We start from the raw sequence: 14,246 nt of genomic DNA, 5'->3' as shown, positions 1-14,246 counted from the left end.
TCAGGGAGGCCTTGTTGAACAGCACTGCGACCTGCGCCGAGGCCGTCCCGCCCGCCCCATCGGCGTCCACCGGCGCGCCCCAGCGCCGCGAGCGCCTCGTTTCGCTGGATGTGTTCCGCGGCCTGACCGTGGCCGGCATGCTGTTGGTCAACGATCCCGGCAAGTTCGACGCCGTCTATGCGCCGCTCAGCCACGCCGCCTGGCACGGCTGGACGCCCGCAGACCTGGTGTTCCCCTCCTTCCTCTTCATCGTCGGGATCACCACCCACCTGTCGCTGAGCGCGCGCCAGGCGCGGGGCGACGCACCGCAGGTCATGCTTCGCCAGATCGTCCGCCGGGCCGCCCTCATCTTCCTGATAGGGCTAGGCCTCCACTGGTTCCCCTTCCACACCTACGGCCCGATGCCGGGCGCCGCTCCCGCCGGACTCCCGGCCAGGATCGGCGACAGCCTGCTGCATCTGCGTATTCCCGGCGTGCTGCAGCGGATCGCGCTCTGCTACCTCGCCGGGGGCCTTCTCACCCTGTCCGCGGGATGGCGCACGCAGATCGCGGTTCTGGGCGCCATCCTCCTCGGCTACTGGGCCATGCTGATGGGCGTTCCCGTCCCCGGCTCCGGCGCGACGGGTCTGGCCGCGATCGCCGAGCCTTCGGCGACCTTGGGCGCCTGGATCGACCGGCGTCTTTTCGACTGGGGGCCGTGGGGCGTCCATCTCTGGAAGTACAGCCGGACCTGGGATCCGGAGGGCGCGCTCTCGACGCTCCCGGCTGTCGGCACCGTCATCCTGGGCCTGCTGGCAGGGCGCTGGATCGGCCAGGACCGGCCGCTCGATCAGCGGGTCCGGCTCCTGCTTGCGGCCGGCGCGGCAGGGATCCTGCTGGGCCTTGTGTGGGGCGTCGCCTTCCCCATCAACAAGAACCTCTGGACCAGCTCGTACGTGCTCTTCGCCGGCGGCGTGGGAGCAGCCCTGCTCGCCCTGCTGATGCTGACGATCGAACTCAAGGGCCGGCGGCGCTGGGCCGCGCCCTTCCTCGTCTTCGGCGTGAACCCGATCCTCGCCTACGCCCTCTCCGAGGCGACAGCCACGGTGATCTACAGCTGGTGGACGGCGCCGCACCAGGGCCGCCAGGTCGGTGTCGAGCTCTGGTTCACCGACCTCGTCTTCAGCCCCTGGCTGCCGCCCAAACTGGCTTCGCTCGCCTTCGCTCTCACCTACGTCGCAGCCTTCTACCTGCTGCTGCGCGCATTCTATACGCGCGGACTGATCCTCAAGATCTGACGGGCGCCAAGATCTCGGTGAAACGAGCGGCAGGTCCGTCGTCCGCTCAGGCCGCCGTGGCTAAGCTCGGCGTCGGGGCACGTCAGACGCCGGCCTTCGCCACCAACCTCTCGCTCTCAAGCCACAGCCTGTCGACGACGGCGTCGTCATTGATGAGCGGATTGGGCGCGCGGGGCTCGCGCAGGTAGAAATAGCCGCCGCTGGTCTCGCCCGCTTCCTTGGCGGTGGCGAGCCAGATGAGCGTATCCGCGCCCTGCTCCGGCGTCAGGACGTCACGCGTCGCCATGAACGCCTGGGTCTGCGCGTCAGGGAGGATGAAGAAGTTGGAAGCGATCGTGCCCGGATGCATGGCGTGGGCGACGATCCCGTCCTTCGCGAGGCGCTTTGAAAGGCCACGGGCGAACAGGACGTTCGCAAGCTTGGCGTTGCAATAGGCGGCGCCGGGGCGAAAATTATCGAACATCTGGAGATCATCCCACGGCAGTCCCGTGATCATCTCGCTGCCGTCGGACGACGTGTTGATGATGCGGACACTGCCCTTCGGCGCATCGACGGCGGCGCGACGGATCAGCGGCAGCAGGCGATTGGTCAGCAGGAACGGACCGAGATGATTGCCCGCGAAACTCTCCTCATAGCCTTCGAAGGTGACGACCATATCCTTCGCCATGCCGCCGGCATTGTTGATCAGGACATCGATCCGATCGACGAGCGTCGCGATTTCGCGCGCCGCCCGCGCGGCGTCGGCCATCAGTGCGAGGTCGGCCCGGATCATGTCCACCGCGCCTCCGCTTGAGACGGCGCGGATCTCAGCCTCCGCCGCGGCGCTACGCGCCGGGTCACGGCCGACGGCGATCACCCGCCAGCCTTGCTTCGCCAGAGCCTTCGCCGTCTCCTTGCCGATGCCGGAGCTTGCGCCGGTGACGACCGCCACGCGCTGAAAATCTCCGGTCATTTCAATCCCTTCATCGGCATGCCCTCTCTCCTGCGATCCTTGCTGATGGACGACAACTAGACGAGGCCAGCCGCAACCAGGTCTCGAACCTGATCCAGCGAATATCCAACGGAGGTCAGAACCTCTTCGGTGTCATCGCCGACCCTTGCCGGCGGCGAGACCGACGTCTCGGTGACGTCTCCGTTCGGCGCCTTAAGCCGGATCGGATTGGCAGGCACAGAAGCGCCCGCGCATTCGACGGTCGATCCGCGCGCCTGGACGTGCGGATCCTCGAGCAGCTGGCTCCCATGATTGACGATCGTCACCGCCGCTCCGGCAGGCGCCAGCCGATTGACCCACTCGAGTGCGCCGCGAGTCAGGAAGATATCTGAGAGGGTTTGCGCGGCGCGCTCAGCCTCCTGCGGCTGATGCAGGGCGCCTTTCAGGTCGGGAGCCTCCAGGCCGTCGCAGAGCGCGTCCCAGGTCCGGCGCTCGGCGCAGGCCACCGCGACGAACCGGCCGTCCGCGCAGGCGTAGAGCCGACGATCGGGCGTGGCGGGAATGGCGAACGGTCGGTCTGACAACGGGTTGATCCCGCAGGTCAGCAGCCAGGTCGCCGCCTCGGACAGGCTGATGTCCAAAAAGGCCCCTTCGCCGGATTGCGCCCGCTGCAGAAGCGCGGCCTGGATTCCGACGACCGCGGCGAGCGCGCCGGCCTGCAGGCTGAGCGAGATCTCGGGCTGCCACGCCAGCTTCGAGGTGAGGGCCCCGAGAAGGCCCGAGTGCGCGAGGTAGGAGAGATCGTGTCCCGCCCACTCCGCGTAAGGGCCGGTCTGACCGAAGCCGGTGATGGCGCACCAGATGATCTTCGGATTTTCGGCGCGCGCGTGGCCGTAGCCGAAGCCTCGGGCCTCCATGGCCCCCGGCTTGGCGTTCTCCACGACCACGTCGACGCCCGCCGCCAGGCGGCGCAGGACGTCGCTGGACGCCGGGTTGCGCAGGTCCAGCGTCATCGAGCGCTTGCCGCGGCTGAGCGCCACCTGCCCGATCACCAGGCTCGGCTTGCCCTTCTGGGCGGGCGGCTCGACGCGGATCACCTCGGCGCCGAGGTCGGCCAGCACCACGGTGCAGAACCCGCCCGGCGGCAGGGCCGTGAGGTCCAGAACGCGGACGCCGGAGAGCGGCTTGAGCGCCATCATCGGTCACCAGTCGCCGCGCTTGTAGATGCTGAGGCGGACGATCTGTCCGTCCGCATCGAGGTGGAAGAAGTTCGCCGTACGCCGGCTCACGCCGTCGCCCAGCCGGGCTTCGATCTCGACGGCGACGGCGTTGGGCCCGGTGATGGTCGCCTGGGGCTGCGGCGTCGGCGCATTGGCGCCCATGATGTATTGGTACATGCCCTGGATGGAGGCGACGCCGGCCACCTCCTTGCCGTCGGGCAGGACGATCACCGCGTCCTTCGTGAAGAGGGCGACCATCCCTTCGAGGTCGCGACCGCGCATGCAGTCGAAGTAGCGATCCGCCAGTTGGTTCGGGTTCAAGGCTGTCTCCGGTTCGGCTGTGCGAGCGTCATTTGACCTTGGGATTGGCCGAGAACAGCTTCGCAAGGTCGATCTCGCCGGTGGCCACCCCGCCCATGAAGCCGCCGTCGACAGGCAGGGCCACGCCGTTGATGTAGCTGGCCGCGTCGCTGTTCAGGAAGACCAGCGGGGCGGCCTGTTCCTCAGGACTGGAGCGACGGTTGATCGGCTGGGTGAAGGCGTCGATCGCCGCATCGGGGGTGACCTTCACCTGCGCCTCCATGAAGGGCGTCTGGGTCGGCCCTGGCAGGATGCAGTTCATGCGTACGCCGCGCTTGATCAGCGAGGTCGCGGCGATCTGCGTCCAGATGATGATCGTCGCCTTCGACAGCGAATAGGCGTCGCCGGCGCCCTTTAGGCGCTCCTCGCACCAGGCCACGGCAGCGTCGTAGGTCGTTATCTCGATCAGTGGCCTGAGCTCGGCGATGTGGCGCTGCCAGGCGAAGCCCGCGGTCGAGGCGATGCAGGCGATCGCTCCGCCCTCGGAGATCCGCGGGGCCAGCAGATCGGTAAGGCGGCGCGGGCCGATGTAGTTGACCTTGAAGACGTCGATCGGCGCGAAGGTCCCGGACACGCCGGCGCAGTTGAACAGGGCGTCGATCTTGCCGTCGATGCGCGCGACCGCGGCGTCGATCGAGGCGGGATCGCGCAGGTCCAGTTGGTTGAACGAAGCGAGATCAAGCTTGGAGACTTGATAGTCGAGGCCGTGCACCTCGGCGCCCAGGCTGAGCAGCAGTCGGGCGGTCGCCTCGCCCATGCCGGAGAAGCAGCCGGTGATGACGACGCGCTTGTTCTTGTAGCTGATGAGATCGGACATCGGGTCTTCCTATCTAGGCGTTCGCCGCGAGGCGGGTCAGGCGGTCCAGCATGGATTGCGCGGCATCGAGCAGGGCGGCCATCGAAGGGTCGGCGGCCGGCGCCAGCTCGCGGGCGTGATCGACATCCTTGCCCAGCAATTGGCGCATGGCCACAGCGCCTTCCGGCCGGAGCAGCCCCGGAACCGCCTTAAGGGCGAAACTCTCGGCGGAACCTGCCATCAGCGCCTGCCGCAGCGCTTCGCGCTCGAAGCCCAGCTTCTGTCCGAGGTCGAGGATGGCGGCGGACATGCCGTAGTTGGCGATGCTGACGAGGTTGTTCAGCAGCTTGCCCTCCATCCCGCGTCCGACAGGGCCCAGGACGAGCATGGATTTGGCGTAGGACTGCAGCAGCGGCCGTGCGCGCTCGATCGCCTGGTCCTCGCCGCCGATGTAGATCGACAGCTCGCCCTTCAACGCGGCCGGAGACCCGCCCGAGACGCCTGCGTCGATCACGTCGACGCCGAAGCCCTTCGCCTGCTCCGCCACGGCGCGCGCCAACGGCGGCGAGACGGTCGAGTGGATGATCAGCAGGCCGCCGTCGCCCAGCGCCCGGAACAGGGCTCCGTCCGCGGTCAGCGCCTCCAGATCGGCGTCCATCCGTACACAGACGCAGAGCACGTCCACGCGTTCGGCGGTGGCGATCGCGTCCGAGGTCAGCTCGACGCCCGGCTCCTCGAACGCCGCGAGCGCGGCTGCACTGACGTCGCAAGCCACGAGGTCAAAGCCGGACTGGGCGATCCGGTGCGCGATCCCCGCCCCCAGGCTTCCCAGGCCGATGAAGCCAACTTTCATTCTTCCCTCTCCCATGGAGTTACGACGCCGCGCGGCCAAAGAGGCTGACGCTCGCGGCGTGAAGGTCGGCGGGCAGGTCAATCAATGAGCGGAAGACTTGCGTGACCGACGAGACGTGGCTGGTCGCCCGCTCACGCGGGTTAAGACCCGCGGCGGCCGAGGCCGCCAGGAATCGCGCGGCGACGCCCGGGTCGATGTCCCAGCGCTTGTCCTCGTCCATCATCTGTCCCGCTCGAACGAAACTCACCCGAACGCCGCGCGGGTCCAGCTCGCGATAGAGGCCCATGGAAAAACGCTCCAGGCCGGCCTTCGTCGCCTGGTAGACGATCATGTGCGGGAACGGCAGGTCGACGGATTCGCTGCTGACGTTGATGATGTGCGCGCCGGCGCCCATCATCGGGATCGCGGAGCGCGCGCACAGCATGGCGCCCGTCAGGTTCGTGCCGATGCTCGAGAGGATCTGATCGTCGGTGGCCTCCTCCATGAGGAAGGGCTCGTAGACCGCAGCGTTGTTGATGAGCACGTCGATCGCCGGGAAGCATTCGGCGATCTGCGCGAAGGCGGCGCGGACCGAGTCCGGAGACGCCACATCGCAGCCGATCGCCAAGGCGCTGTCGCCGATCTCCGCCGCGACAGCCTCGACCTTGGTCAGCGTTCGGCCGAGCAAGACGACGGTTTCGCCCTCCCCGCCAAAGCGCCGGGCCAAGGCGCGTCCAAGACCGCCTCCGGCGCCGGTGATGACAATGACTTTCGACATACGGCCCCTGGATCTCGTCGTCCGGCCCTGGCCGCCAACAGTCGCACGAGCGACGCCGCCCAGCCTTCAACCGGCGTGAAAAAGCACGCCGTCGCCCAGCGGACCATCACCCTCGGACACTGCGTGGCGCGCTCGCGATGTTATGGCCGCCTCGCGAAACTCCTTCCCAGGCGGGGCAGCCGAACCGACGGCCAGATCCCCGCCAAACTTCCTGCTGCAATCTCAGCGCTCGGGGACCCAGATGAAGCCGTCGCCCTGGGAACGCACCCGTCCGAGGCCGGGAAACGGGAAATGGCCGGCGTACAGCCTCAGGTTCTGATCCGCCGCCCGCTGCAGCAGCGCCCGACGGCTGGCCTTGGCCGCGACGTCGTCGGCGGGGTCGAACTCGATCGTCCAATCCGGCTTCTGCAGCGAGATCACCGAGTGATGGGCCGCGTCGCCGATGACCAGCAGCCGCTGGCCGGCGGAGACGACCTCATAGGCGCTGTGGCCCGGCGTATGCCCCGGAACGGCGATGGCGTTCACGACCCCGGGCAGGATCACGGCGCCCGGCGGAAAAGCCGCCACCTTCGGGGCGATCACCGCGACCAGCCGGCCCAGCTCGGGATTGGCCTTCATCGCCGCCCATTCCGGCGCCGACAGATGAATCACGGCGTTGGGGAAGGCCAGGCCGCCTTGAGCGCCGACCAGGCCGCCCACATGGTCCGGATGGCCGTGCGAAATGAAGATGTCCGTGACCTGCGAGGGGGTGAAGCCCGCGGCGCGCAACGACGCCGGCAGCCGTCCGGCCTTGGCGAAGGACGCATCCGCCGCGCCGGCGTCGAACAACAGCAGGCGCTGTGCGTCCTTCACCAGCAGCGGCTGGATGCTGATGCTGATGCGGTCCGACGGCAGGCCGGCGGCGGCGAGCACCTCCGCTGCTCGGGCCGGCGGCTGACCGACGCCATAGGTCTTGCCGTCGTTCGGCGTCTCGATGTCGCCGTCCTTCAGGGCGACCGCGTCCAGGGCGCCGATCTTGAACCGGAAGGTCTCTGCGGCTGGCGCGATGGCCTGGGCGAGCGCTGGCAGGCTATGGACGGCGACCGCGGCGGTCCCGAACAGAAGACCCGCCAGGATCGCGGCGGACCAGCGTAATCTCATGACAGCGCTCCGTCGCGAGGCGTGGCGGCCGTCTCGATATAGGATCCGGCGCGGCGTCGCGCCAACGCCCGTGGCGAGGCGCAGACCTGGCCGGCGGCAGCGGACCTGAACGGCGCTCTACGAGCCTGCGGCCCGCCGCCCCGCCTCAAAGGCGCGCAGCGAGGTGAGGGTCATCTCCTCGTCGAGCGGGCGTTCGCCGGCCCAGCGTTCGCCCCGCAGTAGAGCTTCGCGACTGGCGGCCAGCTCCAGCCATTCCTGACGCTCGCGTCGCAACCTCGCACGTACACGGAGATCCTCGGCCTTTTCGAGCAGCAGCTCGCACTGGCGCGCATGGTCTCGATATTCTTGAACTCTATCCATAGCGAAACCTCCCTGTTTTCCTCAGGTGGGTAGGCGCCGGCGAGAATGCGCCCCCTCAATCGCAAGACGGCGGCCGACCACGGATGATCTGCCCGTATGCTGGACGCTCGCGGCGGTCGGGCGCCTTCGTCCTGTGCAACCGATGGCGCCCAGGCCCCGGTCGCGGCTAGGGTCGGGCCATGAAGACCCTGCTGATCGTCTGGCACTCGCGCACCGGCTGCGCACGGCGGATGGCCCAGGCCGCCGCCGAGGGCGCCGGCCTGGAGGCCGCCGTCCGCACCCGCCTGGTCCCGGCCGAGACGGCCCAGCCCGACGACCTGCGTGAGGCCTCCGGCTACATCTTCGCCGCGCCGGAGAACCTCGCCTCCCTCTCTGGGGCGATGAAGGAATTCTTCGACCGCAACTATTACCCGGTGCTCGACCAGCTCCAGGGCCGGCCCTATGCGGCGATGATCTGCGCCGGCAGCGACGGGAGCGGCGCGGCCCGACAGGTTGCGCGGATCGCCACCGGCTGGCGGCTGCGGGCGGTGGCCGAGCCGCTGATCATCTGCACCCACGCCCAGACGCCGGAAGCGATCCTGGCGGAGAAACACCTGACCCCGGACCAGCTCGCGCCGTGCGCCGAACTCGGCCAGGCCCTGGCCGCCGGCCTGGCGCTCGGCGTCTTTTAGGCGTCCGCGCCGATTCCAGGTCGATTTCGCCGGTCTTAAGGGCCGTTTTACCGGATCGCGCCAAGACTGATGCTGATCGCGATCGTTCCTCGGCCATCCGGCTGGGGCGGCAGCGGCTGGGGACTGCGCGATGTCAGGGACAAACAAGCTGCCGGCGGTCGGAGCGGAGCTGATCTGCGTCTCGATCGGCGAGCACCTCTACGCCATCGACATCATGCAGGTTCGCGAGATCCGCGGCTGGACCGTCTCCACCCCGCTGCCGCACGCCCCGCCCCACGTGCTGGGCATGATCAACCTGCGCGGCTCCATCCTGCCGGTGATCGATCTCGGCTCCCTGCTGGGCATCGGCCAGACCGCGGCGGTCGCCTCCTCGGTGGTGATGGTGGCGCAGATCGGCGAGAATCAGGTCGGCCTGCTCGTCGACGCGGTCTGCGACATCCTGATGGTCACCGAGAACATGCTGCAGGAGCCGCCGAACGTCGGCGACCGCGTACGCGACTTCGTGGCCGGCGTGATGACCACCGATCAGGGCATCGTCACCCTTCTCTCGCTCACCCACGTCATGCCCGAAAGCCTGGCGAACGCGGCTTAAGGCGCGCGCCTCAAGATACCTCCTCAAGCCCGAAGCGGACGACCTCCCGCAAGCCGGCGGAGGACCGCCCAGATGACCAGGGCCGCAAGGATGCCGACACTGTCGGCGATCAGGTCACGCGCGTCGCCGTCGCGGCCGAACGGCAGGGTCGACTGCAGCACCTCCACCAGCCCACCGAAGCCGAAGGCGAAGGCCGCGATCCGGCCGGGACGCTGCGGCCAGAAGGTCAGGCCGATCCCGGCCAGCACCAGCCAGGCGAGCCCGTGCTCGGCCTTGTCCCAGAGCGACTCCCGCGGCAGATCCTGCGTCGGCGCCTGGGTCAGGTAGAGCAGCACCGCCACCGCCACGCCGTAGGCGGCGACGCGCAGGACCGTGGGAAGGCGGTCCGGCCGCAGGGTCAAGTCTCCAACCCCCGCTTCCGACCGGTCCGGACGATGGTCGGGGCGCAGCCCGACACAGCCGGCTTAACGATGAGGTTCAGCATGCAGGTCCCTGCATAGCAGACCGGCGGATGCTTGCACCCGTCGCCGCCGCTCTCTAGCGTCGGGCGGCGCCGAGGTCTGGAAATCGGGCGCAAAGGGAGCTGGCCATGGCCATCGACGCGGTGATCCTTCACCTCTCGCCCCTCGAGGCCCTGGCGTGAGCCGGCCCGCCAGGATCGGCGCGGCCGCGGCGCTCGCGGGCCTGCCGGGCTGGGAGGCTGTCGACGGGCGCGACGCCATCCGCCGGGCCTATCGCTTCGAAGACTTCAACGCGGCCTTCGGCTTCATGACCCGCGTCGCCCTGATGGCCGACAAGCTCGACCACCATCCGGAATGGTCCAACGTCTACAACAGGGTCGAGGTGCTGCTCACCACCCACGACGCCCACGGCGTGACCGCGCTCGACGTGCAGCTCGCCACCTTCATGGACGCCGCCGCCGGCGCGCTCGGCGCGCAGTAAGCTAGTTCACCACCACCGAGCCCATCAGCACCCGGGCGCCAGCGCGGCCGAGCACGGTGTCGGTCGAGCGCTGCAGGTTGCGGGCGAGAAAGTCGGGATTGGGCGCGACGCCGCTGGGCAGTCCGCCGGCGTAGATCTGCACCACCTGGACATAGGCCGCCCGAAGCCTCGGCAGCATCAGGTCGGCGCGTTCGCGCAGCGCCTCGTCGGGGATGTCCAGGCCGCATTCCACCGTCAGCACGCCGCGCCGCGCGCCCGGACGCACGGTGTAGGCGGTGATGTTGTTGATCGGCAGATAGCTGTCGCCGCCGGTCTTCTTCTTTTCCTCGGCGGCGAACGCCACGGCAGGCGACGCGGCGCAGAGCGTTGCAAGCGCGAGAAGCATGCGGCGGTTCATCACCGCTGCAGCCTCGCAGACTATGGTTAGCGGTCTCTTTACGAGCGCGGCCGACAGTGGCGGCTACAGCCGATTCGCTGAGCTTCTGGAGCGCGCCTTGGGCCGATTTGCGCCGACCACCCTGGACCTGGACGGCAAGGTCATCCTGGTCACCGGCGCCACCGGCTCCTTCGGCCGCCGCTTCATCGAGACGGTCCTGCAGCGGTCCAGGGCGCGCAAGCTGATCATCTATTCGCGCGACGAGCTGAAGCAGAGCGAGATGCAGATCGATCTCGCCGAGCGTTTCACGCCGGAGCAGATGGCCTCGCTGCGCTTCTTCCTGGGCGACGTGCGCGACCGCGAGCGGCTGACGCTGGCCATGCGCGGGGTGGACATCGTCATCCACGCCGCGGCCCTGAAGCAGGTGCCGGCGGCCGAGTACAATCCGTCGGAATGCATCCACACCAATGTGCTGGGCGCCGAGAACGTGGTCTGGGCCTGCCTGTCCAACCGGGTGAAGCAGGTGGTGGCGCTGTCCACCGACAAGGCCTGCAACCCGATCAACCTCTACGGCGCAACCAAGCTCGCCTCGGACAAGACCTTCGTCGCGGCCAACAACCTTTCCGGCGACATCGGCACGCGGTTCTCGGTGGTGCGCTACGGCAACGTGGTCGGCTCCCGCGGATCGGTCGCCCCCTTCTTCCAGCGGCTGATCGCCAAGGGCGCGACCGAGCTGCCGATCACTGACCCGCGGATGACCCGGTTCTGGATCACCCTGAACGAGGGCGTGGACTTCGTGCTGTCGTCGCTGTCGCTGATGCGGGGCGGCGAAATCTTCGTGCCGAAGATCCCCTCGATGAAGGTGGTCGACCTGGCCGTCGCCATGGCCCCGACGGCCACCCTGAAGATGGTAGGAATTCGCCCGGGCGAAAAGCTGCACGAGATCATGATCTCGGCGGACGACGCGCGCACCACCGTCGACCTCGGCGACCGCTACGCCATCGAGCCCGCCTTCGCCGAATACACCCGCCAGGCCTTCGACGCGCCGGGATTGCCGGAAGACTTCTCCTACGCCTCGGACACCAATGACGACTGGCTCACCGGCGACGGCCTGCTGGCCCTGCTGAACGACGGCGCGCCCGGGCCCCGGCGGCGGGCGAGCGACGCATGAGCGAGGCCTTCCTCCCCTACGGCCGCCAGACCATCGAGGAGGACGACATCGCCGCCGTGGTCGAGGCGCTGCGGGCGGATTTCCTGACCACCGGACCTACGGTCGGGCGGTTTGAGGCGGCTTTCGCCGAGCGGGTGGGCGCGAGCCACGCCGTGGCCTGCGCCAACGGCACCGCGGCCCTGCACCTGGCCATGCTGGCCCTGGGCGTGCAGCCCGGCGAGGTGGTGATCGCGCCTTCGACCACCTTCCTGGCCACCGCCAACTGCGCCCGCTACGTCGGCGCCGAGGTGGTGTTCGCCGACATCGACCCCGCCAGCGGGCTGATGACGCCGGAAACCTTGGGCGAAGCACTGATGCGGGTGGGCGACCGGCGGCTGCGCGCCGTGCTGCCGGTGCACCTGCGCGGCGACGCCGTGGACCTGCCGGCGCTGGCGGCGCTGGCGCGGGACGCCGGCGCGGTGCTGGTCGAGGACGCCGCCCACGCGCTCGGGACCACCATGGACTTCGGCGACGGCGCGGAGACCGTCGGCGACGGGCGCCATTCGGCGATGACCACCTTCTCCTTCCACCCGGTGAAGACCATCGCCACCGGCGAGGGCGGCATGGTCACGACCAACGATCCCGACCTGGCCGAGCGGCTGCGGACCTTCCGGAGCCACGGGATGGTGCGCCCGGAGCACGGCCCGGCCTGGTGGTACGAGATGCCGGAGATCGGCTTCAACTACCGCCTGCCCGACATCCTCTGCGCGCTCGGCCTGTCGCAGCTGGCCAAGCTCGACCGTTTCGCCGAGGGCCGCCGCAGGCTGGCCGCCGCCTACGGCGACGCCCTGGCCGGCCTAGCCCCGCTCGTGCAGGCAGCGGCTTCGCCGCCCTGGAGCCGGCCCGTCCCGCACCTGATGACCGTGCTGATCGACTTCGAGGCGGCGGGACGCGACCGCAGCCAGGTGATCGAGGCGCTGCGCGCCCGCGGCGCCGGCAGCCAGGTCCACTACATCCCGGTCCACCGCCAGCCCTACTATGCGGACCGCTACGGCGTCGCCATGCTGCCGGGCGCCGAGGCCTGGTACGCGCGTTGCCTGTCGCTGCCCCTCTATCCGGCGATGACCGAGGCCGACGTGGCGCGGGCAGCCGGGGCGCTTGGCGAAGCTTTAGGTCTCTAGGCGGCGCCGGCTCCGCTTTCCGGGCGTTAAATGGGCGCCGTCGCCTGCCTAGTTGACGGCCGCCGCCCAGCTTCGCGGCGGCCAGGAGAACCCGACCCGTGCATGTGAACCGCCGATGGACGCTGTCCGCCCTGCTCGCCGTCGCCGCTCAGGCGAGCGCGGCGCAGGCGCAAGGCCCGGCCTGGCCCGGAGAGGCGCCCCTCGGCCCGGCGGAGCCCTTCTCGTTCGAGGGCCTGAAGGCCCGGGCCCGGGCGCTCGCCGCCAGGCCCTATCAGCCGCGGCCCGCCCCGCCCGTCGAATTGGCGCGCGCGATCGACTACGACGCCTTCGGCCATGCGGTCTATCGGCCCGAGGCGACGCTCTGGCGCGGCGCGCACGGGGTGCGCCTCTTCCCGCTGAGCGGCGGCGCCCGCGCGCCGGTGATCGTCCACGTGGTGGCCGGCGGCCAGGCGCGGCCGGTGCTCTATTCGCCCGCGCTCTTCGACATGCCCGCGGACTCGCCGGTCCGCCGGCTGGGGGAGCATGCGGGGTTCGGCGGCTTTCGCCTGATGAACGCCGACGACAAGACCGACTGGGCGGCCTTCCTCGCCGCCAGCTACTTCCGCGCCGCCGACCCCTTCAACCAGTACGGCCTCTCCGCCCGCGGCCTGGCGATCGACACGGCGACGCCGGGTCCCGAAGAATTCCCGGCCTTCACCAGCTTCTGGATCGAGCACCCGCCCGCCGGCGAGCCCACCGTCTACGCCCTGCTCGACGGGCCGAGCGTCGCCGGCGCCTACCGTATCGCCCACGAGCGCGGCCGCGCCGGGCTGAAGCAGCGGATCACCGCCCAGCTGACCTTCCGCAAATCCGTCGCGCGGCTGGGGATCGCCCCGCTCACCAGCATGTACTGGTACGGCCAGGACGAACGCTCGCCCCGACATGACTGGCGACCGCAGATCCACGATTCCGACGGCCTGGCCATCTGGACCGGGACGGGCGAGCGCCTCTGGCGGCCGCTGCGAAATCCTGCGCGGGTGACGACCAGCAGCTTTCTAGACCGCACGCCGCGGGGCTTTGGCCTGATGCAGCGCGACCGCGACTTCGCCGACTATCAGGACGACGGCGTCTTCTACGAAAAGCGGCCGAGCCTCTGGGTCGAGCCTCTGGGCGACTGGGGCGCCGGCTCGGTGCAGCTGGTGGAGATCCCGACGACGGGCGAGACGGAGGACAATATCGTCGCCTTCTGGACCCCGGCGCGCGCCCCGGGCCGGGGCAGGCGGCTTGACCTCGACTATCGCCTGCACTGGACAAGCCAGGAGCCGACGCCGGTCGGCGTCGCCCGGGTGGTCGCGACCCGTTCGGGCCTGGCCGGACGCCCGGGCGCTCCGGCGCCGGCGGGCCGCCGCAAGTTCGTGATCGACTTCGCCGGCGGGCCGCTGGGCCAGTTCACCCGCCGCGGCGACGCCGAGGCCGTGGTGACCTCCAGCCGCGGCGCGGCGATCGAGGCCGCCGCCTATCCGATCGTCGGCCAGGACGCCTGGCGGCTGATGTTCGACATCGACCTTCCCCAGGGCTCGATCGACCTGCGCGCCTATCTGCGCCGGGGCGCGGAAGCCCTCACCGAGACCTGGGTCTACCCGTTCGAGGCCTGACGACGG

Annotated in this window: 17 protein-coding genes; 7 read left to right on the top strand and 10 right to left on the bottom strand. The window is 69.6% G+C overall.

The window, feature by feature from the left end; translation table 11 throughout:
* The first annotated feature begins 14 nt into the window (after positions 1 to 14).
* Complete coding sequence (locus tag ACSQ2B_RS17000) at positions 15 to 1,277, top strand: acyltransferase family protein (protein WP_436051628.1); 1,263 nt, start codon at positions 15 to 17, stop codon at positions 1,275 to 1,277.
* A gap of 82 nt (positions 1,278 to 1,359) precedes the next feature.
* Here the strand turns inward: ACSQ2B_RS17000 and ACSQ2B_RS16995 are convergent, their stop codons facing one another.
* From ACSQ2B_RS16995 to ACSQ2B_RS16960, 8 genes are all read right to left on the bottom strand, one after another.
* Positions 1,360 to 2,229, bottom strand: a complete 870-nt coding sequence (locus tag ACSQ2B_RS16995; RefSeq protein ID WP_436051626.1) for an SDR family NAD(P)-dependent oxidoreductase — start codon at positions 2,227 to 2,229, stop codon at positions 1,360 to 1,362.
* Between the two features lie 56 nt (positions 2,230 to 2,285).
* Positions 2,286 to 3,407 carry a CaiB/BaiF CoA transferase family protein gene (locus tag ACSQ2B_RS16990; protein WP_436051624.1) on the bottom strand — a complete coding sequence of 374 codons (1,122 nt, stop codon included), beginning with the start codon at positions 3,405 to 3,407 and terminating at the stop codon, positions 2,286 to 2,288.
* Positions 3,408 to 3,410: 3 nt separating this feature from the next.
* Positions 3,411 to 3,749: a nuclear transport factor 2 family protein gene (locus ACSQ2B_RS16985; RefSeq protein ID WP_436051623.1), complete on the bottom strand. Its 339-nt coding sequence runs from the start codon at positions 3,747 to 3,749 to the stop codon at positions 3,411 to 3,413.
* A 28-nt stretch (positions 3,750 to 3,777) separates the two neighbouring features.
* Positions 3,778 to 4,605 (bottom strand): coniferyl-alcohol dehydrogenase, encoded by an 828-nt coding sequence (locus tag ACSQ2B_RS16980; protein WP_436051622.1) that lies wholly within the window; start codon positions 4,603 to 4,605, stop codon positions 3,778 to 3,780.
* Between the two features lie 13 nt (positions 4,606 to 4,618).
* A complete protein-coding gene (locus tag ACSQ2B_RS16975) occupies positions 4,619 to 5,437 on the bottom strand; it encodes an NAD(P)-dependent oxidoreductase (protein WP_436051621.1) in 819 nt (272 codons plus the stop codon).
* 19 nt (positions 5,438 to 5,456) lie between these two features.
* A complete protein-coding gene (locus tag ACSQ2B_RS16970) occupies positions 5,457 to 6,194 on the bottom strand; it encodes an SDR family oxidoreductase (protein ID WP_436051620.1) in 738 nt (245 codons plus the stop codon).
* 222 nt (positions 6,195 to 6,416) lie between these two features.
* Positions 6,417 to 7,334, bottom strand: coding sequence for an MBL fold metallo-hydrolase (locus ACSQ2B_RS16965; protein WP_436051619.1), 918 nt, complete (start codon positions 7,332 to 7,334; stop codon positions 6,417 to 6,419).
* Positions 7,335 to 7,451: 117 nt separating this feature from the next.
* Positions 7,452 to 7,694 (bottom strand): hypothetical protein, encoded by a 243-nt coding sequence (locus ACSQ2B_RS16960; protein WP_436051618.1) that lies wholly within the window; start codon positions 7,692 to 7,694, stop codon positions 7,452 to 7,454.
* 179 nt (positions 7,695 to 7,873) lie between these two features.
* Here ACSQ2B_RS16960 and ACSQ2B_RS16955 point away from each other — a divergent pair, with 179 nt between their 5' ends.
* Both ACSQ2B_RS16955 and ACSQ2B_RS16950 read left to right on the top strand, forming a co-directional pair.
* Positions 7,874 to 8,365: a flavodoxin family protein gene (locus ACSQ2B_RS16955; protein ID WP_436051617.1), complete on the top strand. Its 492-nt coding sequence runs from the start codon at positions 7,874 to 7,876 to the stop codon at positions 8,363 to 8,365.
* A gap of 130 nt (positions 8,366 to 8,495) precedes the next feature.
* Positions 8,496 to 8,957, top strand: coding sequence for a chemotaxis protein CheW (locus ACSQ2B_RS16950; protein WP_436051616.1), 462 nt, complete (start codon positions 8,496 to 8,498; stop codon positions 8,955 to 8,957).
* Positions 8,958 to 8,980: 23 nt separating this feature from the next.
* Here the strand turns inward: ACSQ2B_RS16950 and ACSQ2B_RS16945 are convergent, their stop codons facing one another.
* Positions 8,981 to 9,358 carry a VanZ family protein gene (locus ACSQ2B_RS16945; RefSeq protein WP_436051615.1) on the bottom strand — a complete coding sequence of 126 codons (378 nt, stop codon included), beginning with the start codon at positions 9,356 to 9,358 and terminating at the stop codon, positions 8,981 to 8,983.
* 238 nt (positions 9,359 to 9,596) lie between these two features.
* Between ACSQ2B_RS16945 and ACSQ2B_RS16940 the strand changes: the two genes are divergently transcribed.
* Entirely contained in the window at positions 9,597 to 9,899 is a 303-nt protein-coding gene (locus ACSQ2B_RS16940) for a 4a-hydroxytetrahydrobiopterin dehydratase (RefSeq protein WP_436051614.1), read from the top strand.
* A 1-nt stretch (position 9,900) separates the two neighbouring features.
* On the opposite strand, the gene ACSQ2B_RS16935 is transcribed toward ACSQ2B_RS16940, so the two are convergent.
* Positions 9,901 to 10,284: a Tat pathway signal protein gene (locus tag ACSQ2B_RS16935; protein ID WP_436051613.1), complete on the bottom strand. Its 384-nt coding sequence runs from the start codon at positions 10,282 to 10,284 to the stop codon at positions 9,901 to 9,903.
* A 109-nt stretch (positions 10,285 to 10,393) separates the two neighbouring features.
* Between ACSQ2B_RS16935 and pseB the strand changes: the two genes are divergently transcribed.
* The 3 genes from pseB to ACSQ2B_RS16920 all read left to right on the top strand — a co-directional run bounded on the left by pseB (position 10,394) and on the right by ACSQ2B_RS16920 (position 14,240).
* Complete coding sequence (gene pseB / locus ACSQ2B_RS16930; RefSeq protein ID WP_436051612.1) at positions 10,394 to 11,446, top strand: UDP-N-acetylglucosamine 4,6-dehydratase (inverting); 1,053 nt, start codon at positions 10,394 to 10,396, stop codon at positions 11,444 to 11,446.
* Positions 11,443 to 12,606: a UDP-4-amino-4,6-dideoxy-N-acetyl-beta-L-altrosamine transaminase gene (pseC, locus tag ACSQ2B_RS16925; RefSeq protein ID WP_436051611.1), complete on the top strand. Its 1,164-nt coding sequence runs from the start codon at positions 11,443 to 11,445 to the stop codon at positions 12,604 to 12,606. Before pseB ends, pseC begins: the two co-directional genes overlap by 4 nt.
* A gap of 98 nt (positions 12,607 to 12,704) precedes the next feature.
* On the top strand, positions 12,705 to 14,240 hold the full coding sequence (locus ACSQ2B_RS16920) for a glucan biosynthesis protein (RefSeq protein ID WP_436051610.1): 1,536 nt from the start codon (positions 12,705 to 12,707) through the stop codon (positions 14,238 to 14,240).
* Positions 14,241 to 14,246 lie beyond the last annotated feature (6 nt).

Origin of the sequence: Phenylobacterium sp. LjRoot225 (genome assembly GCF_964252855.1) — a bacterium.
GTDB lineage: Bacteria > Pseudomonadota > Alphaproteobacteria > Caulobacterales > Caulobacteraceae > Phenylobacterium.
The sequence above is the reverse complement of the archived record's forward strand: the minus strand, read 5'-3'. Positions and strand labels throughout refer to the sequence as shown.

What these genes read in the sequence shown, in the direction of transcription:
- ACSQ2B_RS16995 (WP_436051626.1), bottom strand. Translation starts at nt 2,229, where the DNA reads ATGACCGGAGATTTTCAGCGCGTGGCGGTCGTCACCGGCGCAAGCTCC.
- ACSQ2B_RS16960 (WP_436051618.1), bottom strand. Translation starts at nt 7,694, where the DNA reads ATGGATAGAGTTCAAGAATATCGAGACCATGCGCGCCAGTGCGAGCTG.
- ACSQ2B_RS16950 (WP_436051616.1), top strand. Translation starts at nt 8,496, where the DNA reads ATGTCAGGGACAAACAAGCTGCCGGCGGTCGGAGCGGAGCTGATCTGC.
- ACSQ2B_RS16980 (WP_436051622.1), bottom strand. Translation starts at nt 4,605, where the DNA reads ATGTCCGATCTCATCAGCTACAAGAACAAGCGCGTCGTCATCACCGGC.
- ACSQ2B_RS16935 (WP_436051613.1), bottom strand. Translation starts at nt 10,284, where the DNA reads ATGCTTCTCGCGCTTGCAACGCTCTGCGCCGCGTCGCCTGCCGTGGCG.
- ACSQ2B_RS16965 (WP_436051619.1), bottom strand. Translation starts at nt 7,334, where the DNA reads ATGAGATTACGCTGGTCCGCCGCGATCCTGGCGGGTCTTCTGTTCGGG.
- pseC (WP_436051611.1), top strand. Translation starts at nt 11,443, where the DNA reads ATGAGCGAGGCCTTCCTCCCCTACGGCCGCCAGACCATCGAGGAGGAC.
- ACSQ2B_RS16955 (WP_436051617.1), top strand. Translation starts at nt 7,874, where the DNA reads ATGAAGACCCTGCTGATCGTCTGGCACTCGCGCACCGGCTGCGCACGG.
- ACSQ2B_RS16970 (WP_436051620.1), bottom strand. Translation starts at nt 6,194, where the DNA reads ATGTCGAAAGTCATTGTCATCACCGGCGCCGGAGGCGGTCTTGGACGC.
- ACSQ2B_RS16975 (WP_436051621.1), bottom strand. Translation starts at nt 5,437, where the DNA reads ATGAAAGTTGGCTTCATCGGCCTGGGAAGCCTGGGGGCGGGGATCGCG.
- ACSQ2B_RS16990 (WP_436051624.1), bottom strand. Translation starts at nt 3,407, where the DNA reads ATGATGGCGCTCAAGCCGCTCTCCGGCGTCCGCGTTCTGGACCTCACG.